The 24399-nt window shown below is 72.2% G+C and carries 23 protein-coding genes; 18 read left to right on the top strand and 5 right to left on the bottom strand.

Going from position 1 to position 24399, the window contains the following annotated elements; genetic code table 11:
* The first annotated feature begins 33 nt into the window (after window positions 1–33).
* Window positions 34–1191, top strand: a complete 1158-nt coding sequence (locus FGW31_RS09425; RefSeq protein ID WP_142192932.1) for a D-alanine--D-alanine ligase family protein — start codon at window positions 34–36, stop codon at window positions 1189–1191.
* Window positions 1192–1207: 16 nt separating this feature from the next.
* Here the strand turns inward: FGW31_RS09425 and FGW31_RS09420 are convergent, their stop codons facing one another.
* Together FGW31_RS09420 and FGW31_RS09415 are read right to left on the bottom strand one after the other, a co-directional pair.
* Window positions 1208–1708, bottom strand: coding sequence for a DUF3515 domain-containing protein (locus FGW31_RS09420; protein WP_142192931.1), 501 nt, complete (start codon window positions 1706–1708; stop codon window positions 1208–1210).
* 20 nt (window positions 1709–1728) lie between these two features.
* Window positions 1729–1962, bottom strand: coding sequence for an Lrp/AsnC family transcriptional regulator (locus FGW31_RS09415; protein WP_037933238.1), 234 nt, complete (start codon window positions 1960–1962; stop codon window positions 1729–1731).
* Between the two features lie 206 nt (window positions 1963–2168).
* Here FGW31_RS09415 and FGW31_RS09410 point away from each other — a divergent pair, with 206 nt between their 5' ends.
* Entirely contained in the window at window positions 2169–3134 is a 966-nt protein-coding gene (locus tag FGW31_RS09410) for a thiamine-phosphate kinase (RefSeq protein ID WP_142192930.1), read from the top strand.
* A complete protein-coding gene (gene thiD / locus FGW31_RS09405) occupies window positions 3131–3949 on the top strand; it encodes a bifunctional hydroxymethylpyrimidine kinase/phosphomethylpyrimidine kinase (RefSeq protein WP_142192929.1) in 819 nt (272 codons plus the stop codon). The genes FGW31_RS09410 and thiD overlap by 4 nt, the downstream gene beginning before the upstream one ends.
* Before the next feature lie 177 nt (window positions 3950–4126).
* Here the strand turns inward: thiD and rpmB are convergent, their stop codons facing one another.
* Complete coding sequence (gene rpmB, locus FGW31_RS09400) at window positions 4127–4312, bottom strand: 50S ribosomal protein L28 (RefSeq protein ID WP_003993230.1); 186 nt, start codon at window positions 4310–4312, stop codon at window positions 4127–4129.
* A gap of 269 nt (window positions 4313–4581) precedes the next feature.
* Here rpmB and FGW31_RS09395 point away from each other — a divergent pair, with 269 nt between their 5' ends.
* From FGW31_RS09395 to mutM, 9 genes are all read left to right on the top strand, one after another.
* Window positions 4582–6309: a DAK2 domain-containing protein gene (locus FGW31_RS09395; protein ID WP_142192928.1), complete on the top strand. Its 1728-nt coding sequence runs from the start codon at window positions 4582–4584 to the stop codon at window positions 6307–6309.
* A gap of 67 nt (window positions 6310–6376) precedes the next feature.
* Window positions 6377–8590 carry an ATP-dependent DNA helicase RecG gene (gene recG, locus FGW31_RS09390; protein ID WP_142192927.1) on the top strand — a complete coding sequence of 738 codons (2214 nt, stop codon included), beginning with the start codon at window positions 6377–6379 and terminating at the stop codon, window positions 8588–8590.
* Window positions 8591–8637: 47 nt separating this feature from the next.
* Window positions 8638–9225 carry a 16S rRNA (guanine(966)-N(2))-methyltransferase RsmD gene (gene rsmD / locus FGW31_RS09385; protein ID WP_142192926.1) on the top strand — a complete coding sequence of 196 codons (588 nt, stop codon included), beginning with the start codon at window positions 8638–8640 and terminating at the stop codon, window positions 9223–9225.
* A 26-nt stretch (window positions 9226–9251) separates the two neighbouring features.
* Window positions 9252–9731: a pantetheine-phosphate adenylyltransferase gene (coaD, locus tag FGW31_RS09380; protein ID WP_142192925.1), complete on the top strand. Its 480-nt coding sequence runs from the start codon at window positions 9252–9254 to the stop codon at window positions 9729–9731.
* A 132-nt stretch (window positions 9732–9863) separates the two neighbouring features.
* Complete coding sequence (locus FGW31_RS09375) at window positions 9864–10964, top strand: ATP synthase F0 subunit B (RefSeq protein ID WP_142192924.1); 1101 nt, start codon at window positions 9864–9866, stop codon at window positions 10962–10964.
* A 130-nt stretch (window positions 10965–11094) separates the two neighbouring features.
* A complete protein-coding gene (locus tag FGW31_RS09370; protein WP_142192922.1) occupies window positions 11095–11739 on the top strand; it encodes a YceD family protein in 645 nt (214 codons plus the stop codon).
* 2 nt (window positions 11740–11741) lie between these two features.
* Window positions 11742–11915: a 50S ribosomal protein L32 gene (gene rpmF, locus FGW31_RS09365; protein WP_003951102.1), complete on the top strand. Its 174-nt coding sequence runs from the start codon at window positions 11742–11744 to the stop codon at window positions 11913–11915.
* A 19-nt stretch (window positions 11916–11934) separates the two neighbouring features.
* Window positions 11935–12753, top strand: coding sequence for a ribonuclease III (rnc, locus tag FGW31_RS09360; RefSeq protein ID WP_142192949.1), 819 nt, complete (start codon window positions 11935–11937; stop codon window positions 12751–12753).
* Window positions 12754–12830: 77 nt separating this feature from the next.
* The gene (mutM, locus tag FGW31_RS09355; RefSeq protein ID WP_142192921.1) at window positions 12831–13691 is read left to right on the top strand and encodes a bifunctional DNA-formamidopyrimidine glycosylase/DNA-(apurinic or apyrimidinic site) lyase; all 861 of its coding nucleotides are present in this window, start codon (window positions 12831–12833) and stop codon (window positions 13689–13691) included.
* On the opposite strand, the gene FGW31_RS09350 is transcribed toward mutM, so the two are convergent.
* On the bottom strand, window positions 13664–14065 hold the full coding sequence (locus FGW31_RS09350; protein ID WP_142192920.1) for a winged helix-turn-helix transcriptional regulator: 402 nt from the start codon (window positions 14063–14065) through the stop codon (window positions 13664–13666). The genes mutM and FGW31_RS09350 overlap by 28 nt on opposite strands.
* Window positions 14066–14202: 137 nt before the next feature.
* Between FGW31_RS09350 and FGW31_RS09345 the strand changes: the two genes are divergently transcribed.
* Complete coding sequence (locus FGW31_RS09345; protein WP_142192919.1) at window positions 14203–14793, top strand: flavodoxin family protein; 591 nt, start codon at window positions 14203–14205, stop codon at window positions 14791–14793.
* A gap of 263 nt (window positions 14794–15056) precedes the next feature.
* Here FGW31_RS09345 and FGW31_RS09335 read toward each other — a convergent pair whose 3' ends face one another.
* The gene (locus tag FGW31_RS09335) at window positions 15057–16238 is read right to left on the bottom strand and encodes a CAP domain-containing protein (protein ID WP_142192918.1); all 1182 of its coding nucleotides are present in this window, start codon (window positions 16236–16238) and stop codon (window positions 15057–15059) included.
* A gap of 175 nt (window positions 16239–16413) precedes the next feature.
* Here FGW31_RS09335 and FGW31_RS09330 point away from each other — a divergent pair, with 175 nt between their 5' ends.
* From FGW31_RS09330 to ftsY, 5 genes are all read left to right on the top strand, one after another.
* On the top strand, window positions 16414–16695 hold the full coding sequence (locus FGW31_RS09330; protein WP_142192917.1) for an acylphosphatase: 282 nt from the start codon (window positions 16414–16416) through the stop codon (window positions 16693–16695).
* Between the two features lie 378 nt (window positions 16696–17073).
* Window positions 17074–17277 carry a hypothetical protein gene (locus tag FGW31_RS09325; protein ID WP_142192916.1) on the top strand — a complete coding sequence of 68 codons (204 nt, stop codon included), beginning with the start codon at window positions 17074–17076 and terminating at the stop codon, window positions 17275–17277.
* A 263-nt stretch (window positions 17278–17540) separates the two neighbouring features.
* On the top strand, window positions 17541–21116 hold the full coding sequence (gene smc, locus FGW31_RS09320; protein WP_142192915.1) for a chromosome segregation protein SMC: 3576 nt from the start codon (window positions 17541–17543) through the stop codon (window positions 21114–21116).
* Window positions 21117–21309: 193 nt separating this feature from the next.
* Window positions 21310–22728, top strand: coding sequence for a sugar porter family MFS transporter (locus FGW31_RS09315; RefSeq protein ID WP_142192914.1), 1419 nt, complete (start codon window positions 21310–21312; stop codon window positions 22726–22728).
* Between the two features lie 420 nt (window positions 22729–23148).
* Window positions 23149–24351: a signal recognition particle-docking protein FtsY gene (gene ftsY, locus FGW31_RS09310; RefSeq protein WP_142192913.1), complete on the top strand. Its 1203-nt coding sequence runs from the start codon at window positions 23149–23151 to the stop codon at window positions 24349–24351.
* The last annotated feature ends 48 nt before the right edge of the window (window positions 24352–24399 follow it).

Raw genomic sequence — 24399 nt, 5'->3', positions numbered from 1 at the left:
CCGGGCCCTACCAACGGGTACTCTCATCGCGATATGAGCACCGAGAACCTCCCCCAGAGCCCCGAGCAGCCCCCGCGCAAACCGCGTGTGGCCGTCGTGTTCGGCGGGCGCAGCTCCGAACACGGGATCTCCGTGGTCACCGCCGGCGCCGTCCTCAAGGCCATCGACCGGACCGCGTACGACGTCCTGCCGATCGGCATCACCCAGGACGGCCGCTGGGCGCTCACCGCCGACGAACCGGAACGCATGGCGATCAGCGACCGCCGTACGCCCAGCGTCGAGCAGCTCGCCGAGTCGGCCGAGGGCGGCGTGGTGCTCCCCGTCGACCCCGCCAACCGTGAAGTCGTCTACAGCGAGCCGGGTTCGGTGCCCAAGGCGCTGGGCGAGGTCGACGTGGTCTTCCCGGTGCTGCACGGCCCCTACGGCGAGGACGGCACCCTCCAGGGGCTCCTGGAGCTGTCCGGCGTCCCGTACGTGGGCTCGGGTGTGCTCGCCTCGGCCGTCGGCCAGGACAAGGAGTACATGAAGCGGGTGTTCACCTCCTTCGGGCTCAAGGTCGGCCCGTACGTGGTGATCCGGCCGCGCGAGTGGGAGCGGGACGAGTCCGCGGCCCGCAAGAGGATCGTCGACTTCGCCGGCGAGCACGGCTGGCCGCTGTTCGTGAAGCCCGCGCGGGCCGGCTCGTCGATCGGCATCACCAAGGTCGACGACCTCTCCGGCCTGGACGAGGCGATCGCCGAGGCCCGCCGCCACGATCCGAAGATCCTGGTGGAGGCGGCGCTGCGGGGCCGCGAGATCGAGTGCGGCGTGCTGGAGTTCGAGGACGGCCCGCGCGCGTCGCTGCCGGCCGAGATCCCGCCCCCGGACACGCACGCGTACTACGACTTCGAGGCGAAGTACATCGACTCCACGCCCGGCATCGTGCCCGCGCCGCTGACCGAGGAGCAGACGGCCGAGGTGCGCCGGCTCGCGGTCGAGGCGTTCGACGCGGCGTCCTGCGAGGGGCTGGTCCGGGCGGACTTCTTCCTCACCGAGGACGGCGAGTTCGTGATCAACGAGATCAACACCATGCCCGGCTTCACGCCCATCTCGATGTACCCGCAGATGTGGCAGGCCACCGGGGTGAGCTACCCGGAGCTGGTGGACCTGCTGGTGCAGGCGGCGCTGCGGCGCTCCACCGGGCTGCGCTGAGCCGCGCAGACACGTCTCAGAAGGCGATCCCCTCGGGGATCGCCTTCTTCACGGCCGGGGCGAGGTCGATCAGCACACCGGTGCTGTCCCGTCCGTCGCTCACCCGGACCTCCACGTACGCCTCGCGGTTGGCGGTGGTGAAGCGGTACGTGTCGCCGCCCTGCTTCTCCATCAGCCAGTCGACGCCGTTGACGCCGCCGGGCACCGCGTCGGCGTCGTTGCCGTTGGCCACCTTGGGGTCGGCCATCTTGGGCGGTCGCTCCACGCCGCACCGCAGTATGATCGCCACGCCGCCCCAGCCCGCGGTCAGTTCGGACGCGGGTTCGGGATCGTCGCGACTCTCACCGTCCACCGTCGCCGGCAGGGCCTTGTCCAGGTTCTGACACAGCTTGGTGACCTTCGCGTCCGGGCTCGGAACCGCCGCGGACGCGCTGTCGTCTGCTGAGGAGCAGCCCACGGCGGTGATCAGCACCGCGAGTGCGGACGAAACGGCGTGCCGGTGACGCAAGGAGTTCACCGGCACAGGGTAGACGGGGGCTACAGATGGACGACCGGGCAGGTCAGGGTACGGGTGATGCCGTCCACTTGCTGGACCTTGGCGACCACCATCCGGCCCAGGTCGTCGACGGTGTCGGCCTGGGCGCGCACGATCACGTCGTACGGTCCGGTCACGTCCTCGGCCTGGATCACTCCAGGGATCTTGCCGATCAGCTCGGCGACGGTCGACGCTTTGCCGACCTCCGTCTGGATCAGGATGTACGCCTGTACCACGGAACCTCCAGGGCGGCCACGAGGATCATGTGGGGAAAAGGAACGCCACGGTATCGCGTCGCCGCTCGTCGCGGGGAGACCTGCGGGAACCGGGGCCCCCGCGCCGGGGTACAGGCACGAGAGAAGTTGACGGTCATCTCGACCGTAGCGAGGACTCGGACGACTCGCGACCGGGCACGGACAGGTACAGAAGGGGCGAAAGGGTAATGAAGGGCACTGTTGGTGAGCTCGGGGAGTTCGGGCTCATCAGGGAGCTCACCTCCCGTCTCACCACCACCCCGGCGGTGCGGGTCGGCCCCGGCGACGACGCCGCGGTGGTCTCCGCGCCCGACCGCAGGGTGGTGGCCAGCACGGACATCCTGCTGGAAGGCCGGCACTTCCGCCGCGACTGGTCCACGGCCTACGACGTCGGCCGCAAGGCCGCCGCGCAGAACCTCGCCGACATCGCCGCCATGGGCGCCGTGCCGACCGGGCTGCTGCTCGGTCTCGTCGTCCCCGCCGAACTGCCGGTGACCTGGCCCAGCGAGCTGATGGACGGCCTGCGCGACGAGTGCCAGGTGGCGGGCGCCGCCGTGGTCGGCGGTGACGTCGTGCGCGGCGACACGATCATGGTGTCCATCACCGCGCTCGGCGACCTGCGCAACCAGGAGCCCGTCACCCGGGCCGGCGCGCAGCCCGGCGACCTGGTCGCCGTGACCGGCTGGCTGGGCTGGTCGGCGGCCGGGTACGCGGTCCTGTCCCGCGGGTTCCGCTCGCCGCGCGCCTTCGTCGAGGCGCACCGCCGCCCCGAGCCGCCGTACCACGCGGGTCCGGCCGCCGCCGGGCTCGGCGCGACCGCGATGTGCGACGTGAGCGACGGGCTGATCGCCGACCTCGGGCACATCGCCGAGGCCAGCAAGGTGCGCATCGACATCCGCTCCGGGGCGATCGACATCCCCTCGCAGATGAACGACATCGGCCAGGCCGTCGGCGTCGACCCCATGCAGTGGGTGCTGACCGGGGGAGAGGACCACGCGATCGTGGCCACCTTCCCGCCCGATGTGAAGCTGCCCGCCCGCTGGAAGGTCATCGGCGAGGTGCTCAACCCCTCGGCGCTGCCCCAGGTGACGGTCGACGGAGCGGCGTGGACGGCCCAGGGCGGCTGGGACCACTTCGGGGACATCGAGTCATGAGCGGCCGGACCGCCCCGCCCCGGGTGCTCACCGTGGCCGGCTCCGACTCGGGCGGCGGCGCGGGCATCCAGGCCGACCTGAAGACGATGCTGGCGCTCGGGGTGCACGGCATGAGCGTGCTCACCGCGGTCACCGCGCAGAACTCCCTGGGCGTGCAGGGCGCCTGGGAGCTGCCGGTGGAGGCGGTGCGGGCCCAGTACCGCAGCGTCGTCGACGACATCGGCGTGCAGGCGGTGAAGACCGGCATGCTGTCCTCCGCGGAACTGGTGGAGGCGGTGGCCGACTTGATCGCCGGCACGGACGCGCCGGCGGTCGTCGACCCGGTGGGCGTCTCCAAGCACGGGGACCCGCTCCTCGCGGTCTCGGCGCTGGAGACGGTGCGGACCAGGCTGCTGCCGGTGGCGACCGTCGCCACGCCGAACCTGGACGAGGTCGCGCAACTGACGGACATACGGGTCGAATCGGAGCAGGACATGCGCCGGGCGGCCCGTGCGGTGCTGGATTTCGGGCCGCGCTGGGTGGTGATCAAGGGCGGTCATCTCGCGGCGTCGACGGGCGAGGCGGTCGACCTGCTGACGGACGGCACGCAGGAGCACTGGCTGCGCGCCCCGCGCCACGACAACCGGCACACGCACGGCACCGGCTGCACGCTCGCCTCGGCGATCGCGTCGCACCTGGCGCTGGGGCGGCCGGTGCCGGAGGCGGTGACGGCGGCCAAGGAGTACGTCACCGGGGCGATCGCGGCCGGGTTCGCGCTGGGCGCCGGTATCGGGCCGGTGGACCACGGGTGGCGGATCGGCCGCGAGCCGGAGTGAGGCGGGCCGGGTCCCGTCAGGCGGTCGGCCGGGACGGTCCGGCCGGCCGCTGACGGGCCGCGGCGTGACCGCGCGCGTACGTTCCGTGGTCTCGCCGTGGCAGCAAAAAGCCGGTCCACACGAGGTGGACCGGCTGGATGCGGCGAACCGGCTGTGGCCGCGCGCTCAGCGGAAGCGTCAGCGCGAGACCTTGCCGGCCTTGATGCACGAGGTGCAGGCGTTCACGCGCTTCGGCGTCCCGCCGACCACGGTACGCACACGCTGGATGTTCGGGTTCCAGCGACGGGACGTACGGCGGTGCGAGTGCGAGATGTTGTTGCCGAAGCCCGGCCCCTTGCCGCAGACGTCGCAGTTGGCAGCCACGGGTCACTCCAAAGACTTCAGATGCACTTACGGTTGATCCCGGCATGCCGGGATCGAGATCCCGGGACTCGAGGAGCCCTGTTGGAATCTGAGTGGCGTTGCCAGGGGAGAGGCCCGATCGGATCGGGCAACCGGAGCAGCATACAACGGCTGCACCCGTAGAACGAAACTACCATGGCGGCTCGGGGCCCCGCCTCCGGCCCTCTTCCGGTGTGCGGTGCCCCAAGGTCTACGCTGCGTGCCACGTCCAGCAGCTCAGGGAGGCGCAGGTGGCGCAGGTGCCGCAGACATTCTTCGATGCTCTCGCGGTGCGTGCCTGGTGCGGTCTCGCGCTCGACGCGCTGGGTCGCTCCCGTGAGGAGATCGACGCCATCAACGTCTATCCCGTGGCCGACGGCGACACCGGGACCAACCTCTATCTGACCGTCGAGTCGGCCGCCGCCGCGGTCGAGGCGGTGTTCGCGGGACACGAGGCCGGCGGGGACCGCGGTCCGACACTCGCCGACGCGGTCCGGGCGATGGCCCACGGAGCCCTGATCGGGGCCCGCGGCAACAGCGGGACGATCCTGGCGCAGCTGCTGCGCGGCATGGCGCAGGTGCTGGCCGGTGACGCCGGCGATGCCGGTGACCCGGACCCGGCCCACGCCGACGGCACCGGACTGCGGCTCGCGCTGCGGCAGGCGGCCGACTCCGCGCGTCTGGCCGTGGCCCACCCCGTGGAGGGCACGGTCCTCACCGTCGCCTCGGCCGCCGCCGACGCGGCAGGCGGCGCCGAGGGCGACTGCGGCACGGTGGCGCGGGCGGCCTACGAAGGGGCCCGCGCGGCCCTCGCCGAGACCCCGGCCCGGCTGGCCGTGCTGCGCAGCGCGGGAGTGGTGGACGCGGGCGGCAAGGGGCTGGTCGCGGTGCTCGGGGCGCTGGTGGAGACGTTCACGGGACAGGCGCCGCGGGACCTGCCGGCGGCGGGCACGCCGTGGAGCGGCGCCGGGAACGCGGCGGCCGCCGGGCCTGCCGGGCCCGCACCCGGGACGGGTGCCGAGTGCGCCGACGCAGGGGCCGTACCCGGTCCCGGCGGGCCCGCCTTCGAGGTGATCTACCTGCTGGAGGCCGACGACGCGGCCGTCACACGGCTGCGGGAGCGGCTCGACGGGCTCGGCGACTCCCTCGTCGTGGTCGGCGGGGACGGGCTGTGGAACGTCCATGTGCACGTCGACGACGCGGGCGCCGCCGTGGAGGCGGGCGTCGAGGCCGGGCGGCCGTACCGCATCCGGATCACCCACTTCGGCGCCGGGGACGCCCACACCACGGGGGCCGGGAGGGCGGCGGGGGAGCGCGTCCAGCGGGCCGTCGTGGCCGTGGTGCCCGGCGAGGGCCTGGCCGGGCTGTACACCGAGGCCGGCGCGACCACGGTGGTCGCCCGCCCCGGCGAGCCGCCCGCCAGCGGCGAACTCGTCCAGGCGGTACGGCGGGCGCACGCGCGCGAGGTGGTGCTGCTGCCCAACGACGCCGAACTGCGCCACACCGCCGCCGCCGCGGCCGAGCAGGCCCGCGCCGAGGGCATCCGGGTGGCGCTGATCCCCACCCGCTCCGCGGTCCAGGGCATCGCGGCGCTGGCGGTGCACGAGCCGGAGCGCCGCTTCGACGAGGACGTGGTGTCGATGACGTCGGCGGCGGGCGCGACCCGCTACGCCGAGGTCACCGTCGCCGAGCGCCAGTCCTGGACCATGGCGGGCATCTGCCAGGCCGGGGACGTGCTCGGCCTGGTCGACGGGGACGTGGCGGTGATCGGGCAGGACGTCACGGCCACCGCCGAGGCCGTCCTCGACCGGATGCTCGCGGCCGGCGGCGAACTGGTCACCCTGGTCCTCGGCGACGACGCGCCCGAATCCGTCGCGGACCGCCTCCGGGCCCGGGTCCGCGAGGGCTACCTGGCCGTGGACACGGTGGTCCACCACGGCGGCCGGCAGGGCGCCCTGCTCCTCATCGGCGTGGAGTGACCCGCGGCGGTACGTCCGCCGGCAGCCGGGGCCCGGTGCCTGCGTGTTGTCAGTGCCGTGGTGTGCAATGGATCCCGTGCCCGCACTGGAAGAACCACTGAAGAAAGTGCTCGGCCCCGCCACCGCGAAGGTGATGGCCGAGCACCTCGGCCTGCACACCGTCGGCGACCTGCTGCACCACTATCCGCGCAGATACGAGGAGCGGGGCCAGCTCACCCACCTCGCCGACCTCCCCATGGACGAGCACGTCACCGTGGTCGCCCAGGTCGCCGACGCCCGGCTGCACACCTTCGCCTCCGCCAAGGCGCCGCGCGGCAAGGGACAGCGCCTGGAGGTGACCATCACCGACGGCAGCGGCCGGCTCCAACTGGTCTTCTTCGGCGCCGGTGTCCACAAGCCCCACAAGGAACTCCTGCCGGGCACCCGCGCGATGTTCGCCGGCAAGGTCTCCGTCTTCAACCGCCGCCTCCAACTGGCCCACCCCGCCTACGAGCTGCTGCGCGGAGACGGCGACGGCACGGACGAGACGGTCGAGACCTGGGCCGGCGCCCTCATCCCGATCTACCCCGCCACGGCCAAGCTGGAGTCCTGGAAGATCGGCAAGGCGCTCCAGACGGTCCTGCCCAGCGCACAGGAGGCCCTCGACCCGCTCCCGGAGTCCCTGCGCGACGGCCGTCGGCTGGTCTCCCTCCCCGAGGCACTGCTGAAGATCCACCGCCCGCACACCAAGGCGGACATCGAGGACGCCCGCGCCCGCCTCAAGTGGGACGAGGCGTTCGTCCTCCAGGTCGCCCTCGCACGCCGCCGCCACGCCGACGCCCAGCTCCCCGCCGTCGCCCGCCGCCCCAGGCCGGACGGCCTGCTCACCGCGTTCGACGACCGCCTCCCGTTCACCCTCACCGAGGGCCAGCGCAAGGTCTCGCGGGAGATCTTCGACGACCTCGCGACCGAACACCCGATGCACCGGCTCCTCCAGGGCGAGGTCGGCAGCGGCAAGACCCTGGTCGCGCTGCGCGCCATGCTCGCCGTCGTCGACGCCGGCGGCCAGGCGGCGATGCTCGCGCCCACCGAGGTGCTCGCCCAGCAGCACCACCGGTCGGTCACCGAGATGATGGGCGAGCTGGCCGAAGGGGGCATGCTCGGCGGAGCGGACGACGCCACCAAGGTGGTGCTGCTCACCGGGTCCATGGGAGCGGCGGCGCGCCGCCACGCCCTGCTCGACCTGGCCACCGGCGAGGCCGGCATCGTCATCGGCACGCACGCGCTGATCGAGGACAAGGTCCAGTTCCACGACCTGGGCCTGGTCGTGGTCGACGAACAGCACCGGTTCGGCGTGGAGCAGCGCGACGCCCTGCGCGGCAAGGGCAAGCAGCCACCGCACCTGCTGGTCATGACCGCGACGCCCATCCCGCGCACGGTCGCCATGACCGTCTTCGGCGACCTGGAGACCTCCGTCCTCGACCAGCTCCCGGCCGGCCGCTCGCCCATCGCCAGCCATGTCGTACCGGCCGCCGACAAGCCCCACTTCCTCGCCCGCGCCTGGGAACGGGTCCGTGAGGAGGTCGCGAACGGCCACCAGGCGTACGTGGTCTGCCCGCGCATCGGCGACGAGGAGGACACCGCGAAGGGGGCGAAGAAGAAGTCGCCCGAGGACGAGGCCGAGAAGCGGCCCCCGCTCGCCGTCCTCGACATCGCCGACCAGCTCGCGAAGGGGCCGCTGAGCGGGCTGCGGGTGGAGGTCCTGCACGGGCGCATGCAGCCCGACGACAAGGACGCCGTCATGCGCCGCTTCGCCGCCGGAGAGGCCGACGTCCTGGTCGCCACGACCGTCATCGAGGTCGGCGTCAACGTGCCCAACGCCACCGCGATGGTGATCATGGACGCCGACCGGTTCGGCGTCTCCCAGCTCCACCAGCTGCGCGGCCGCGTCGGCCGGGGCTCCGCCCCGGGCCTGTGCCTGCTGGTCACCGAGATGCCCGAGGCGAGCGCCGCCCGGCAGCGGCTGAACGCGGTGGCCTCCACCCTCGACGGCTTCGAACTCTCCCGCATCGACCTGGAGCAGCGCCGCGAGGGCGACGTGCTCGGCCAGGCGCAGTCCGGCACCCGGTCCAGCCTGCGCATGCTCGCCGTCATCGAGGACGAGGAGATCATCGCCGAGGCCCGCGAGGAGGCCGCGCGGATCGTCGCCGCCGACCCGGAGCTGACCCGGCTGCCCGCGCTGCGCACGGCCCTGGACGCGCTGCTGGACGAGGAGCGGGAACAGTACCTGGAAAAGGGCTGACAGACTGGAAGGACCATGCACCGAGCACACCGACAAGGACCGAGGACATGACCCGCGTGATCGCCGGCGCGGCCGGCGGACGCCGCCTGGCCGTCCCCCCGGGACAGGGCACCCGCCCCACCTCCGACCGTGCGCGCGAGGGCCTCCTGTCCACCTGGCAGTCCCTGCTCGGCGGCCCGCTGGACGGCGAACGCGTCCTCGACCTGTACGCCGGTTCCGGCGCCGTCGGCCTGGAGGCCCTGTCCCGCGGCGCCGGGCACGTCCTGCTGGTCGAGGCCGACGCCCGCGCCGCCCGCACGGTCCGGGAGAACGTGAAGTCCCTCGGCCTGCCCGGCGCCGAGGTCAGATCCGGCAAAGCGGAACAGATCATCCGTACGGCGCCCCCGGCGGAGCCGTACGACATCGTCTTCCTCGACCCGCCCTACGCCGTCCCGGACGGCGATCTCCGGGAGATCCTGCTCACACTCCGCTCGGAGGGCTGGCTCACCGGGGAAGCCCTCGTCACCGTGGAGCGCAGTACCAGAGGCGGAGAATTCGGCTGGCCGCCCGGATTCGAACCGATCCGGGCCCGCCGCTACGGCGAGGGAACGTTTTGGTACGGTCGCGCCGCCTCTACGTGCGAAGACGCACGATGACCGGACCGGAGAGCGAGGGATCACAAGTGCGCCGCGCCGTATGCCCCGGGTCGTTCGACCCGATCACCAACGGACACCTCGACATCATCGCCCGGGCCTCCCGGCTCTACGACGAGGTCTACGTCGCGGTGATGATCAACCAGTCCAAGAAGGGCCTGTTCGAGATCGAGGAGCGGATCGACCTGATCCGCCGGGTCACCGCCGAGTACGGCAACGTCCGCGTCGAGGCCTTCCACGGCCTGCTCGTCGACTTCTGCAAGCAGCGCGAGATCCCCGCCATCGTCAAGGGCCTGCGCGCCGTCAGCGACTTCGACTACGAGCTGCAGATGGCCCAGATGAACAACGGCCTGTCCGGCGTGGAGACCCTCTTCGTCCCCACCAACCCCACCTACAGCTTCCTGTCCTCCTCGCTCGTCAAGGAGGTCGCGGCCTGGGGCGGCGACGTCTCGCACCTGGTGCCCGCGGAGGTCCTGACGGCCCTCACCGAACGGCTGCGCAAGGACTGACCCGGACCGCGGACGGCGCCCGCGCGCACCCCGCCGGCCGGCGGGGTGCCGGTCGGTGTCCACCGGGCGCCCCGTGGCCGTACAGTCGTCCCGTCCGTCTCCAACACAGCTGTAGAGAGTGGCGAGCACACGGTGGACGTGCAGAAGAAGCTCGACGAGATCGTCGCCGCGGTATCCAGTGCCCGATCGATGCCCATGTCGGCCTCGTGCGTGGTGAACCGCGCCGAACTGCTCGCGCTGCTCGAGGAGGTGCGCGCGGCGCTGCCCGACTCCCTCGCCCAGGCACAGGAGTTGATCGGCGGCCGGGAGCAGATGGTCGAGCAGGCCCGCCAGGAGGCCGAGCGGATCATCGAGAGCGCCCATGCCCAGCGCGGCTCCCTGATCGCCGACACCGAGATCGCCCGCCGCTCCCAGTCCGAGGCCGACCGCATCCTCGCCGAGGCCCGCAAGGAGGCCGAGGAGATCCGCGCCGAGGCGGACGACTACGTCGACTCCAAGCTCGCCAACTTCGAGGTCGTCCTCACCAAGACGCTCGGCTCCGTCGGCCGCGGCCGCGAGAAGCTGCTCGGCACCGGACCCGGCCTCGACGAGCAGGGCTACGAGGACGACGACGCCCCCGAGCGCAGCCACGACCCCGAGACCCTGCGCCGCAGCGCCGACGAGTACGTCGACATCAAGCTCGGCGCCTTCGAGGCGGTCCTCGCCAAGACCCTGGAGGCGGTCGGCCGCGGCCGCCAGAAGCTGCACGGCCGGATCGCCTCCGACGACCTCGGCGCGCTCGCCGACGACCTCACGACCGTCCAGCACTCCAGCGACGCCGACTACCTCGCCGACCTCGCGACGGTCACGGAGCAGTCCGCCCCGGCCAAGCAGCCCGAACCGCAGCAGCAGCCGTACGCGCAGCCCGAGCCCGTCTACCCCCCCGCCCCCGGCTACGCCCCGGCGGCAGGCACCCCCGTCCCGCAGCAGCCGGACCCCTACGCCGGCTACCAGCAGCAGTACGGCGGCGGGCAGGACGCCTACGGGTACCAGCAGGCCGACCCGTACGCCGCCTACCAGGGCTACGACGCACAGCAGGCGCCGTACGACCCGAACCAGGCGCAGGCGCCCGTGCACGACCAGCAGGCGCACCAGGCCCAGCAGGGCTATGCCCTGGACGAGACCAGCCTCTTCGACACCAGCATGATCACGCCGGAGCAGCTGCGCGCCTACGAGCGCGAGCGGGGCCTGTAGGGGCGGATTGGGCCGAGAGCGAAAGGTCCAGTATCCTGGCTCTTCGGTCGCGCGTATGTCCGCGATCCATGCTGCCCGGGTTCACCGCACGGCAGTGTTTTCTCCAGAGCTCGAAAGACCGAAAGCAGGAATGGCCCTGAACGCCCGCCTCGACCACCGCAATCCCCTCGTGTTCGACACGCACGAGCTGGGGCGGCGGCCTGGTGCGCTGCAGCGCCTGACCCGCACGGTCGACGCTCCGCAGGACCTCGGCATCAAGGAGGTCGTCGGAGTGCCGGAAGGCGCCCCGGTGGAGCTCGAACTCCGGCTCGAGTCGGTCATGGAAGGTGTGCTCGTCACCGGCACCGCCCGTGCGCAGGCCGAGGGGGAGTGCGTAAGGTGTCTGGAGCCGCTCGAGCTGGAGCTCGAAGCGGACTTCCAGGAGATGTTCTCGTACCCTGACGCCGACGACCGGGGCCGCGTGATCGCGGAACCGGGCGACGACGCCGAGGACGACGAGGACAGGCTCTTTCTCGAGGACGGCCTGTTCGACCTCGAGCCTGTGCTGCGTGATGCGGTGGTGCTCGCACTGCCGATGCAGCCGGTGTGCCAGGAAGACTGCCCGGGTCTGTGTGCCGAGTGCGGCGCACGGCTCGCGGACGACCCGGACCACCACCACGACGCCGTCGACATCCGTTGGGCGGCATTGCAGGGACTCGCCGGCACCATGAAGGACGGCGAGAAGGACGAGATGAGCGGCGCCGAACCGGGCGTCGACGAGAAGCAGGAGAAGTAGCCGTGGCTGTTCCGAAGCGGAAGATGTCGCGCAGCAACACGCGCCACCGCCGGTCGCAGTGGAAGGCTGCGGTCCCCACCCTGGTTGCGTGCGAGCGCTGCCACGAGCCCAAGCAGCAGCACATCGCGTGCCCGTCTTGCGGCACCTACAACAAGCGCCAGGTCCTCGAGGTCTGAGCGGCTGGTGAGAGGCACTGTGTCCACGCCGAAGAAAAACTCTGCGGACAACCAGGCCTCGTCCCACACGCTTCTGGAAGGGCGGCTCGGCTACCAGGTCGAGTCCGCCCTTCTGGTGCGCGCGCTGACCCACCGTTCCTACGCGTACGAGAACGGCGGTCTGCCGACGAACGAGCGGCTGGAGTTCCTCGGGGACTCCGTGCTCGGCCTCGTCGTCACGGACACGCTGTACCGCACCCACCCCGACCTGCCCGAAGGCCAGCTGGCCAAGTTGCGGGCCGCGGTGGTCAACTCGCGTGCGCTGGCGGAGGTGGGCCGCGGGCTCGAACTGGGTTCCTTCATCCGGCTGGGGCGCGGTGAAGAGGGCACGGGCGGCCGGGACAAGGCATCCATCCTCGCCGACACCCTCGAAGCGGTGATCGGCGCCGTCTACCTCGACCAGGGGCTGGACTCGGCGGCGGAGCTGGTGCACCGCCTGTTCGATCCGCTGATCGAGAAGTCCTCGAATCTGGGCGCCGGCCTGGACTGGAAGACCAGCCTCCAGGAGCTCACCGCGACCGAAGGACTCGGCGTCCCCGAGTACCTGGTCACGGAGACCGGCCCGGATCACGAGAAGACCTTCACTGCTGCCGCCCGCGTCGGAGGCGTCTCGTACGGCACCGGCACCGGCCGCAGCAAGAAGGAGGCGGAGCAGCAGGCCGCCGAGTCCGCCTGGCGCTCCATCAAGGCCGCGGCGGACGAGCGCGCCAAGGCGGCGGCCGAGGCCGAGGAGGTCGTCCGGGCCGCCGAAGCCGAAGCCTCCGGCAGGAACGCCGACGCCCCGTCGGCCTCCGCCTGACGAACAGCGCGACCCGAGCGCCCGCCCCGGCCGGGGCGGGCGCTCGGCGCTGCACCACCGGCCGTTGGAAGAGGAACATGCCCGAGCTGCCCGAGGTCGAGGTCGTACGGCGCGGACTTCAGCGGTGGGTCGCCCACCGGACCGTCGCCGAGGCCGAGGTGCTGCACCCGCGCGCGGTGCGCCGGCACCTCGCCGGCGCCGACGACTTCGCGCTGCGGCTCAAGGGCCACCGCGTCGGCGTGCCGTGCCGTCGCGGCAAGTACCTCTGGCTGCCGCTGGAGGACACCGGCCAGGCGGTGCTGGCCCACCTCGGCATGAGCGGCCAGCTGCTGGTGCAGCCGCACACCGCGCCGGACGAGAAGCACCTGCGCATCCGCGCCCGCTTCGCCGACGACCTCGCCACCGAGCTCCGCTTCGTCGACCAGCGCACCTTCGGCGGCCTGTCGCTGCACGACACCACGCCCGACGGGCTGCCCGACGTCATCGCGCACATCGCCCGGGACCCGCTCGACCCGCTCTTCGACGACGAGGCCTTCCACCGCGCCCTGCGCCGCAAGCGGACCACCATCAAGCGGGCCCTGCTCGACCAGTCGCTGATCAGCGGCGTCGGCAACATCTACGCGGACGAGGCGCTGTGGCGCGCCCGCATCCACTACGAGCGTCCGACCGCGGGCTTCACCCGCCCGCGCACCCTGCTCCTGCTGGGCCACGTCCGGGACGTCATGAACGCCGCCCTGGCGGTGGGCGGCACCAGCTTCGACAGTCTCTACGTCAACGTCAACGGCGAGTCCGGCTACTTCGACCGGTCGCTGGACGCCTACGGCCGCGAGGGCCTGCCCTGCCGCCGCTGCGGCACACCGATGCGCCGACGGGCGTGGATGAACCGCTCCAGCTACTTCTGCCCGAGGTGTCAGCGGGCGCCGCGCGTCGCGTCGTAGCGCTCCCGCGACCGGAGCACGGTCTCCATGCTGCCCTCCACGCAGTGGATGAGGGACAGCAGGCGCTCGGCCACCTCACGGCCCAGCGGGGTCAGTTCGTAGTCCACGCGGGGCGGGTTGGTCGGCTGGGCCTCGCGGTGCACCAGTCCGTCGCGCTCCAGCGCGTGCAGCGTCTGGGACAGCATCTTCTCGCTCACGCCGTCGACCCGGCGGCGCAGCTCGTTGAACCGGAGCGTGCCCTCGTACAGCGCGCCCAGCGTGAGCGCGCCCCAGCGTCCCGTCACATGCTCCAGCGTGCCGCGGGAGGGGCATGCCTTGGCGAACACGTTGAAGGGGAGCTGCTGCTCCTCCGGGGGCCGCTGCGTGGTCGTCATGCCGTCAAGGCTACTCCAGAGCAGCGCTAACCAACAGGTTGCACTAACCAGAAGTTAGTGCTTTCCTTTTTGCAGTGCCGGTGAGCTGCTGCTGTGCGGGCACCCCTGACCCTCCCACGTCCTCAGGAGCATCGACCGTGACCACCCCTGTCGTTTCCATCGCCTTCCACTCCGGCTTCGGGCACACCGCCGTCCTCGCCGAGGCCGTGCGCGCGGGCGCCGCCGACGCCGGAGCCGAGGTACACCTGATCGACGTCGGCACGATCACCGAGGAGCAGTGGGCGGTCCTGGACCGCTCCGACGCCGTCGTCTTCGGCTCCCCGACCTACATGGGCACCGCCTCCGCCGCCTTCCACGCCTTCGCCGAGGCCACGTCCAAGCGCTGGGCCGGCCAGGTGTGGCGGGACAAGCTCGCCGCGGGCTTCACCAACTCGGGCTCCAAGAGCGGCGACAAGCTGCACACCCTGCAGTTCTTCCAGATCCTCGCCGCGCAGCTCGGCATGCACTGGGTCAGCCTCGGCCTGCTGCCGGGCTGGAACAGCAGCACCGCCTCCGAGAACGACCTCAACCGCCTCGGCGTCTTCACCGGCGCCGCCGCCCAGACCGACGTCGACGGGGGCCCGGACGCCGTCCACAAGGCCGACGTCGCCACGGCGGAGCACCTGGGCCGCCGGGTTGCCCGGACCGCCGCGGTCTTCCTGCGGGGAAGGACCGCGCTCGCCGCGTGAGACACGACGACGGCGGGCCGGGAACCACGTTCCCCGCCCGCCGTCCTCGCTGCTGCGACCGTGTACCGCCGGTGCCGCCAGGGCCTGTCGTTTGGATCATGTCGGTTTCGCGGGGCGTGGCACGCACATCTGCTGCGTTGTCGTCGGTTGTCGACGCGCCGCGTCGCCGCCCTCCTCCGCCTTGCAGCTGCACGCACCTCGCCCCGCTCGGGTGGGCTGAGAGGCGCTGCGTCTCCCAGCCGACCTGATCCGAACGACAGACCCTAGTAGCCGAAGTTCTGGGTCCACCAGGGGCCGCCCGGACCCATGTGGACGCCCACGCCCAGCGTCGTGAAGTCGCAGTTCAGTATGTTCGCCTTGTGGCCGGGGCTGTTCATCCAGGCCTCCATCACGGCCTCGGCGTCGGCCTGGCCGCGGGCTATGTTCTCGCCGCCGAGGTTGCTTATGCCCGCCGCCTCCGCCCGGTCCCACGGGGTGTCGCCGTCGGGGTCGGTGTGGTCGAAGAAGCCCCGCGCGGCCATGTCGTCGCTGAACGCCGTGGCCAGGTCCGTCAGCGCGCTGTTCGCGGCGACCGGGCTGCAGCCGACCTTCGCCCGCTCCGCGTTGACCAGCCTGAGCACCTCGGCCCCGGCGGCGGCCTCCGCGGACACCGTCACCGGGGCGCTCGTCTGCTTCTCGGGCGTCGGGGCGGCCTTGCGGGTCGGCGCCTCCTGCGCCTTCTCCCGCGCAGGCGCCGTGGACGTCTTCTTCTCCGGTGTCTTCTCCGGGGTCTTCGTCGGCTTCGCCGACTCGGAGGCCGACGCGGACGGCTTCGGCGACGCCGAGCGCTTCCCGTCCCGGCCGTCCTCGCCGGTGGCGGTGCCGCGGTCCCGGGCCTCCGGGCTGTCGGACGCGCCGCCCAGCCCGCTGGGGAGGTTGTTCGCCCCCTCCTCGGCCTGCACCGTGTCACCGGTGGAGCTGTCGCCGCCGAGCTTGTAGTTCTCCAGGCCCGGCACCGCGCCCGTGGCCACCGCGACCGTGCCGAGGGCCACCGCGGCGGAGACCCCGAGCAGGCCGGTGCGCACCGGCGCGGCCTTCCTCTTGCGGCGCCGGTGACCGGAGGCGCGCTCGCCGGGCGCGCCGCCGCCGTCCTGGAAACCGTCCCCGGCGACGGCGTGGCCGGTCGCGCCGCGGGCGACGTCGTACTCCGCGGTGTGGCCGACGGCCTCGTCCGCGGCGGAGTCCGTGGCGAACAGGTACGCCTCGCTCCGCGCGTACGTCTGGGCGTAGGCCTCGTAGGCCTCCGGGTTCAGATACGGTGCGATGCCCATCGTCGGCGGGCCGTCCGTGCCGTCCGGGCCGTTCAGCGGGTCGGGGCCGCCGTCGAGGGGTCCGTCGTGGTGAGTGACCCCCGTGGCGCGGCCCGTGGCGGCGCGGCCGGCGGCGGAGCGTCGGTGGCGTCCCATGTCCTGGCCTTCCTCGTCCTTGCGGTCGACTCGTCCTCGCGACCAACCGAAACTCGATGATCACGAAACTCACACGAACGAGTGAGTTTCATTGAGATTCTTGGGTCGGGACGGTACCGCATGGCACCAGGGGGACGGAGTGCCCTCAGTGACATTGGCCGGTTAGGTTGCAGCCATGAGCGAGGAAGTGCGACTGGTCGCCTGGGTGCGAGGACACGTCCAAGGTGTGGGTTTCCGCTGGTTCACGCGGGCCAAGGCGCTGGAGATCGGCGGCCTGAGTGGTTTTGCTCTCAATTTGGGCGACGGCCGGGTGCAGGTGGTGGCCGAGGGGGCCCGCGAACGCTGCGAAGGTCTGCTCGACTGGCTCCAGGGCGGCGACACGCCCGGGCGCGTGGACGGAGTGACGGAGATCTGGGACACACCGCGCGGCGGCTACGACGGCTTCGCCGTCCGCTGACCCCCGCCCCGGCGAAGGCTTCCGGGCACCCGGGCGCGCGGTGCGACGGCCCGTTCCCGCGGAAAACGTCCTGGTGATCGGCGCCCACCCCTTGCCCCGGGCGGCGCCGGCCGCCAAGATGATCGTCACGCCCCGAGGACCCGCGAGTGAAGCGGCGCCGCCGTCGTCCGGCCGTGCGCGCCCGGTTGTCCGCCAATACGGGGCGTGATCGTGTTGACCCTCAAACTTTTTGGTGAGACGCTGAAAGCCCCGCGCACCTTAGCTGTTTGGCATGGCTGAACGGCAGCACAACTCCAGGCCTGCCAAGCATCGCGGGTGCGAATCCCTCGACGACCCACACCGCATCGGTCGGTCACTCATTGTGGAGGACCATCCATCATGGCAAAGGCGCTTCTCGGTTACGTCGGCGGCTCCGACCCTCGACTCCTCGCCGAGATGCGACGGCTCCAGCAGCGCGTACAGGACCTGGAATCCGAGCTCGTGCGGATCCAGGCGGAGAACGACGCGCTGACGGCTGCCGCTTCTCACGACAGGATCATGGAGAGCGTTGACGCACACCAGGCGGAGCCTGCGCTCACCTGATCACTGCACCGCTCCACGAACAGCACCGCAGTGATCGGGCCGCCCGTCACAACCGCCAAGCAGTCAGAAGTGCAAGGGACGCCTCCGGCGTCCCTTCTTTCTTTCTCCTCCGCGTCCCGGTCCGTGCCCCGCGCCCCGCCGCCCGGCACTGCCTGTGCCGCACATCCTTTCACCTTCTTCAACGTCTGGTGTGCCCTGCGCGTTCACCCGCGAAACCGTGCGTTCATGGAGTGGGACCAGCCCGGCGGGTAGAGTCCGGCGGCGTGCACCTCAAGGCCCTGACCCTCCGCGGCTTCAAGTCGTTCGCCTCGGCGACCACGCTCCGGTTCGAACCGGGCATCACGTGCGTCGTCGGTCCGAACGGCTCGGGCAAGTCCAACGTCGTGGACGCGCTCAGCTGGGTCATGGGCGAGCAGGGCGCCAAGTCGCTGCGCGGCGGCAAGATGGAGGACGTCATCTTCGCCGGCACCACCGGCCGCCCACCGCTGGGCCGCGCCGAGGTGTCACTGACCATCGACAACTCCGACGGCGCCCTCCCCATCGAGTACGCCGAGGTCACCATCACGCGGATCATGTTCCGCAACGGCGGCAGCGAGTACCAGATCAACGGCGACACCTGCCGCCTGCTCGACATCCAGGAACTGCTCTCCGACTCCGGCATCGGCCGCGAGATGCACGTCATCGTCGGACAGGGCCAGCTCGACTCCGTCCTCCACGCCGACCCGATGGGCCGCCGCGCCTTCATCGAGGAGGCCGCCGGCGTCCTCAAGCACCGCAAGCGCAAGGAGAAGGCGCTGCGCAAGCTGGACGCGATGCAGGCCAACCTCGCCCGGGTGCAGGACCTGACCGACGAGCTGCGGCGGCAGCTCAAGCCCCTGGGCCGGCAGGCCGCGGTCGCGCGCCGGGCCGCCGTCATCCAGGCCGACCTGCGCGACGCCCGGCTGCGCCTCCTCGCCGACGACCTCGTACGGCTGCGTGAGGCGCTCCAGGCCGAGATCGCCGACGAGACCGCCCTCAAGGAGCGCAAGGAGGCGGCCGAGGCCGAGCTGAGGAAGGCCATCCAGCGGGAGGCCCTGCTGGAGGACGAGGTCCGCCGGCTCACCCCGCGACTGCAGAACGCCCAGCAGACCTGGTACGAGCTGTCCCGGCTCGCCGAGCGGGTGCGCGGCACCGTGTCACTGGCCGACGCGCGTGTGAAGAGCGCGACCTCCGCGCCGCCCGAGGAGCGGCGCGGCCGCGACCCCGAGGACATGGAGCGCGAGGCCGCCCGCATCCGCGAACAGGAGGCCGAGCTGGAGGCCGCCCTGGAGGCGGCCGAACGCGCGCTGGAGGACACGGTCGCGCACCGCGCCGAGCTGGAACGCGAACTCGCCGAGGAGGAACGGCGCCTGAAGGACGCCGCACGGGCCATCGCCGACCGGCGCGAAGGCCTGGCCCGGCTCAAGGGGCAGGTCGGCGCGGCCCGTTCGCGGGCCGCCGCCGCACAGGCCGAGATCGAACGCCTGGCCGCCGCCCGCGACGAGGCCCAGGAACGGGCGGTCGCCGCGCAGGAGGAGTACGAGACGCTCAAGGCCGAGGTCGACGGCCTCGACGAGGGTGACGCCGAACTCGCCGCCCGGCACGAGACCGCCAGGCAGCGGCTCGCCGCAGCGGAGGCCGACCTCACCGCCGCCCGCGAGGCCGCCACCGCGGCCGAACGCGGCCGCGCGGCGACACAGGCCCGCCACGACGCCCTCGCGCTGGGCCTGCGCCGCAAGGACGGCACCGGCATACTGCTCGGCGCCCGCGACCGCCTCACCGGAGTCCTCGGCCCGGCCGCCGAACTGCTGACGGTGACACCCGGCCACGAGGTCCCGGTCGCGGCCGCCTTCGGCGCGGCGGCGGACGCCGTCGCGGTCACCAACCCCACCCAGGCGGCCGAGGCGATCCGGCTGCTGCGCAAACAGGACGGAGGCCGGGCCGCGCTGCTCCTGGCGGCCGAGGCGTCCACGCCGGGCACCGAACCCGGTGACCTCGCGGACACCGCGCTGCCCGCCGGGGCGATCCCCGCGGAGCGCCTCGTCCACGGCCCCGCCGAACTGCTGCCCGCGGTACGCCGACTCCTGCACGGCATCGTGGTCGTCGCCACCCTGGACGACGCCGTGGACCTGGTCCACTCCCGTCCCCACCTCACCGCCGTCACCGCCGACGGCGACCTCCTCGGCACCCACTTCGCCCACGGCGGTTCCGCCGGCGCCCCGAGCCTGCTGGAGGTCCAGGCGTCCGTGGCCGAGGCCGCCGCCGAACTCGAGGAACTGGCCGCCCGCTGCGAGGAGCTGGAGCAGGAGCAGCGGGCGGCGGCGGAACGGCGCCAGGAAGCCGCCGCGCTCGTCGAGGAACTGGGGGAGCGGCGCCGGGCCGCCGACCGGGAGAAGTCCTCCGTCGCGCAGCAGCTCGGCCGGCTCGCCGGGCAGGCGCGCGGCGCGGCCGGGGAGGCCGAGCGGGCCGGTGCCGCGGCGGCCCGGGCGCAGGAGGCCCTGGACAAGGCGCTCACCGACGTCGAGGAACTCGCCGAACGGCTGGCGGTCGCGGAGGAGATGCCGTTCGAGGAGGAACCCGACACCTCCGTGCGCGACCGGCTCGCCGCCGACGGTGCCAACGCCCGCCAGACCGAGATGGAGGCCCGCCTCCAGCTCCGTACGCACGAGGAACGGGTCAAAGGGCTCGCCGGGCGGGCCGACTCCCTGGACCGGGCGGCCCGCGCCGAGCGCGAGGCACGCGCGCGGGCCGAGCAGCGCCGGGCCCGGCTGCGCCACGAGGCGGCCGTCGCCGGCGCCGTCGCGTCCGGCGCCCGCCAGCTGCTCGCGCACATCGAGGTCTCCGTCGCCCGCGCCGACGAGGAGCGCGCCGCCGCCGAGGCGGCCAAGGCCCACCGCGAGCAGGAACTCGCCCGCGCCCGCACCGAGGGCCGCGATCTCAAGGCGGAACTCGACAAGTTGACGGATTCGGTCCACCGCGGCGAGGTACTCGGCGCCGAGAAACGGCTGCGGATGGAGCAGCTGGAGACCAGGGCGCTGGAGGAGCTGGGTGTCGAACCGGCCGGGCTGGTGTCGGAGTACGGCCCGCACCAGCCCGTGCCGCCCTCGCCCCCCGCCGAGGGCGAGCAGCTGCCGGAGGACCCGGAGCACCCGCGCAACCGGCCCCGCCCCTTCGTACGGGCCGAGCAGGAGAAGCGCCTGAAGGCGGCCGAACGCGCCTACCAGCAGCTCGGCAAGGTGAACCCGCTCGCCCTGGAGGAGTTCGCGGCGCTGGAGGAACGCCACCAGTTCCTCAGCGAGCAGCTGGAGGACCTGAAGAAGACCCGCGCGGACCTGCTCCAGGTCGTCAAGGAGGTCGACGAACGCGTCGAGCAGGTCTTCACCGAGGCCTTCCGGGACACCGCCCGCGAGTTCGAGGGCGTGTTCTCCCGGCTCTTCCCGGGCGGGGAGGGGCGTCTGGTGCTGACCGACCCCGACAACATGCTCACCACGGGCGTGGACGTCGAGGCGCGTCCGCCGGGCAAGAAGGTCAAGCGGCTGTCGCTGCTCTCCGGCGGCGAGCGGTCGCTGACCGCCGTGGCGATGCTCGTGTCGATCTTCAAGGCGCGGCCCAGCCCGTTCTACGTCATGGACGAGGTCGAGGCCGCCCTCGACGACACCAACCTCCAGCGGCTGATCCGGATCATGCAGGAGCTGCAGGAGGCCTCCCAGCTGATCGTGATCACGCACCAGAAGCGCACCATGGAGGTCGCCGACGCGCTGTACGGCGTCTCCATGCAGGGCGACGGCGTGTCCAAGGTCATCAGCCAGCGCCTCCGCTGAAGCCTCAAGTTGTTCAAGTTCTGAACGTAATCCCTTCACTTGGGCGTCTCGTATCTCACACGACTGCGCCTATTGACTTCAATAGTTGAAGGCATAGTCTCTGAAACGTTGCTTACACCTTCAGGTACCTTCAGCTGGACCTCGAAGGGCTGACCCCCACCCGGCGACGTTGCCGGTGGCCCGAGGAGTACACGTGACCAGCACCGCGCAGGCACAACAGTCAGGAGCCGGGACGGCTCACCCCGAACATCTCGGGCACGTCGTCTTCATCGCGGCGGCAGCCGCCATGGGAGGCTTCCTCTTCGGCTACGACAGCTCCGTGATCAACGGCGCCGTCGAGGCCATCCGCGACCGCTACGACATCGGCTCGGCCGCGCTCGCGCAGGTCATCGCCGTCGCCCTGATCGGCTGCGCCATCGGCGCCGCCACCGCCGGCCGAATAGCCGACCGCATCGGCCGCATCCGGTGCATGCAGATCGCCGCCGTCCTGTTCACCGTCAGCGCCGTCGGCTCCGCGCTGCCCTTCTCGCTGTGGGACCTCGCCTTCTGGCGGGTCGTCGGCGGCTTCGCCATCGGCATGGCCTCCGTGATCGGCCCGGCCTACATCGCCGAGGTCGCCCCGCCCGCCTACCGCGGCCGGCTCGGCTCCTTCCAGCAGGCCGCGATCGTCGTCGGTATCGCGGTGTCGCAGCTGGTCAACTGGGGCATCCTGAACGCCGCCGACGGCGACCAGCGCGGCGAGCTGATGGGCCTGGAGGCCTGGCAGTTGATGCTCGGCGTCATGGTCGTCCCCGCCGTCCTCTACGGCCTGCTCTCCTTCGCCATCCCCGAGTCCCCGCGCTACCTGATCTCCGTCGGCAAGCACGAGCGCGCCCGGAAGATCCTCGAAGAGGTCGAGGGCCGGAGCATCGACCTCGACGCCCGTGTCGGCGAGATCGAGTCGGCGATGCACCGCGAGGAGAAGTCCAGCTTCAAGGACCTGCTCGGCGGCAGCTTCTTCTTCAAGCCGATCGTCTGGATCGGCATCGGCCTGTCCGTGTTCCAGCAGTTCGTCGGCATCAACGTCGCGTTCTACTACTCCTCGACGCTGTGGCAGTCGGTCGGCGTCGACCCGACGGACTCGTTCTTCTACTCCTTCACCACGTCGATCATCAACATCGTCGGCACCGTCATCGCGATGATCTTCGTCGACCGCATCGGCCGCAGGCCGCTCGCGATCATCGGCTCGGTCGGCATGGTGATCGGCCTCGCGCTGGAGGCCTGGGCGTTCTCCTTCGACCTCGTCGACGGCAAGCTGCCCGCCACCCAGGGCTGGGTCGCCCTGGTCGCCGCCCACATCTTCGTCCTCTTCTTCGCCCTGTCGTGGGGTGTGGTCGTCTGGGTCATGCTCGGCGAGATGTTCCCCAACCGGATCCGTGCCGCCGCGCTGGGCGTCGCCGCCGCCGCGCAGTGGATCGCCAACTGGGCCATCACCGCGAGCTTCCCCTCGCTGGCCGATTGGAACCTGTCGGTCACCTACGTGATCTACACGGCCTTCGCCGCGCTCTCCATCCCGTTCGTGCTGAAGTTCGTGAAGGAGACGAAGGGCAAGACGCTGGAGGAGATGGGCTGACCGCCCGCCCTCCCGAGACCCGAGGAGAAGGGCTCAAGTCCCCGCTGCCCCTCTCCTCGTACACCCACCGCCGCCCCGGCCCGGCATCGCCCGAGCCGGGGCGGCGGCGTGCGTCGCGGGGGCGGGGCGGCGGACGCGGGGCCACGGGCGGCGTGCCCGGGACGGGCCGGCCGCGCGGTCCGGCGCCGGGACACGGCGCAGGGCGGCCGGCCCGGTCCGTGGCCGGTCCCTGCGTCGAGGTTCGGCACACGCCGGCCGCCCGGTGCGTATCGGCCTGCCGCCCGGGCGCGGCACACGCAGGCCCGTGCGGTCCGGCCGGCCCGGTGCGGACCGGGCCCCGGCGCCGGGGTGCGGCACGGGCCGGTCCGTGTGGGTCGGCTTCGGGTCGGGCGGGGGCCCATGGCTGATACTGGACGCGTTATGGACATCGTCATCCTTGCTGTAGTCATCGCCGTGGTCGTGCTCGGCGCGCTCGGCGGGCTCGTCGTCGGCAGCCGGCGCAAGAAGCAGCTGCCCCCGCCGCCCCCCGCCGCGCCCGACATCACCGCCCCTCCGGCCGAGCCGCACGTCGGCGAAGAGGCCGAGACGCCGCGGGAGGAACCGCGGCGCACCATAGAGGAGGTTGATCTTCCGACGGGCGCGGGTCCCGTCGTCATCGAGGAGCCGCCCGCCGCCGAGGCTCCCGAGATCGAGATCCCGGAGCCCACCGCCGGCCGTCTGGTCCGGCTGCGCGCCCGGCTCTCCCGTTCGCAGAACGCCCTGGGCAAGGGCCTGCTCTCCCTGCTGTCCCGCGAGCACCTCGACGAGGACACCTGGGAGGAGATCGAGGACACCCTGCTCACCGCCGACGTCGGCGTGCAGCCCACCCAGGAGCTGGTCGACCGGCTGCGCGAGAGGGTGAAGGTGCTCGGCACCCGCACGCCCGAGGAGCTGCGCGCACTGCTCCGCGAGGAGCTGATCACGCTGGTCGGCCCCACGATGGACCGCACCGTGCACACCGAGAACCCGGCCGGCGGCCCGGGCGTCGTCATGGTCGTCGGCGTCAACGGCACCGGCAAGACCACCACCACCGGCAAGCTCGCCCGTGTCCTGGTCGCCGACGGCAACACCGTCGTCCTGGGCGCCGCCGACACCTTCCGTGCCGCCGCCGCCGACCAGCTGCAGACCTGGGGCGAGCGGGTCGGCGCCCACATCGTGCGCGGTCCCGAGGGCGGCGACCCGGCCTCCGTCGCGTTCGACGCGGTCAAGGAGGGCAAGGAGATGGCCGCCGACGCGGTGCTCATCGACACCGCCGGCCGGCTGCACACCAAGACCGGCCTCATGGACGAGCTCGGCAAGGTCAAGCGGGTCGTGGAGAAGCAGGCCCCGTTGGACGAGGTGCTGCTCGTGCTCGACGCCACCACCGGTCAGAACGGTCTCGTCCAGGCCCGGGTGTTCGCCGAGGTCGTCGACATCACCGGCATCGTGCTCACCAAGCTCGACGGCACGGCCAAGGGCGGCATCGTGATCGCCGTCCAGCGCGAGCTGGGCGTGCCGGTCAAGCTGATCGGGCTCGGCGAGGGCGCGGACGATCTGGCGCCGTTCGAGCCGGAGGCGTTCGTGGACGCCCTCATCGGGGAGTGACGTCCGGCGCCCCGAGCCTGACGGCAGACGCGAGGAAGCGCCCGCCCC

The organism is Streptomyces calvus, assembly GCF_006782915.1.
Taxonomy (GTDB): domain Bacteria; phylum Actinomycetota; class Actinomycetes; order Streptomycetales; family Streptomycetaceae; genus Streptomyces; species Streptomyces calvus.
Note: the sequence above shows the minus strand (reverse complement) of the source record. Positions and strands in the feature narration are given on the sequence as shown.

What these genes read in the sequence shown, in the direction of transcription:
- FGW31_RS09335 (WP_142192918.1), bottom strand. Translation starts at nt 16,238, where the DNA reads ATGGGACGCCACCGACGCTCCGCCGCCGGCCGCGCCGCCACGGGCCGC.
- FGW31_RS09330 (WP_142192917.1), top strand. Translation starts at nt 16,414, where the DNA reads ATGAGCGAGGAAGTGCGACTGGTCGCCTGGGTGCGAGGACACGTCCAA.
- FGW31_RS09325 (WP_142192916.1), top strand. Translation starts at nt 17,074, where the DNA reads ATGGCAAAGGCGCTTCTCGGTTACGTCGGCGGCTCCGACCCTCGACTC.
- FGW31_RS09425 (WP_142192932.1), top strand. Translation starts at nt 34, where the DNA reads ATGAGCACCGAGAACCTCCCCCAGAGCCCCGAGCAGCCCCCGCGCAAA.
- thiD (WP_142192929.1), top strand. Translation starts at nt 3,131, where the DNA reads ATGAGCGGCCGGACCGCCCCGCCCCGGGTGCTCACCGTGGCCGGCTCC.
- FGW31_RS09410 (WP_142192930.1), top strand. Translation starts at nt 2,169, where the DNA reads ATGAAGGGCACTGTTGGTGAGCTCGGGGAGTTCGGGCTCATCAGGGAG.
- FGW31_RS09370 (WP_142192922.1), top strand. Translation starts at nt 11,095, where the DNA reads ATGGCCCTGAACGCCCGCCTCGACCACCGCAATCCCCTCGTGTTCGAC.
- rsmD (WP_142192926.1), top strand. Translation starts at nt 8,638, where the DNA reads ATGACCCGCGTGATCGCCGGCGCGGCCGGCGGACGCCGCCTGGCCGTC.
- ftsY (WP_142192913.1), top strand. Translation starts at nt 23,149, where the DNA reads ATGGACATCGTCATCCTTGCTGTAGTCATCGCCGTGGTCGTGCTCGGC.
- FGW31_RS09350 (WP_142192920.1), bottom strand. Translation starts at nt 14,065, where the DNA reads ATGACGACCACGCAGCGGCCCCCGGAGGAGCAGCAGCTCCCCTTCAAC.
- recG (WP_142192927.1), top strand. Translation starts at nt 6,377, where the DNA reads ATGGATCCCGTGCCCGCACTGGAAGAACCACTGAAGAAAGTGCTCGGC.
- mutM (WP_142192921.1), top strand. Translation starts at nt 12,831, where the DNA reads ATGCCCGAGCTGCCCGAGGTCGAGGTCGTACGGCGCGGACTTCAGCGG.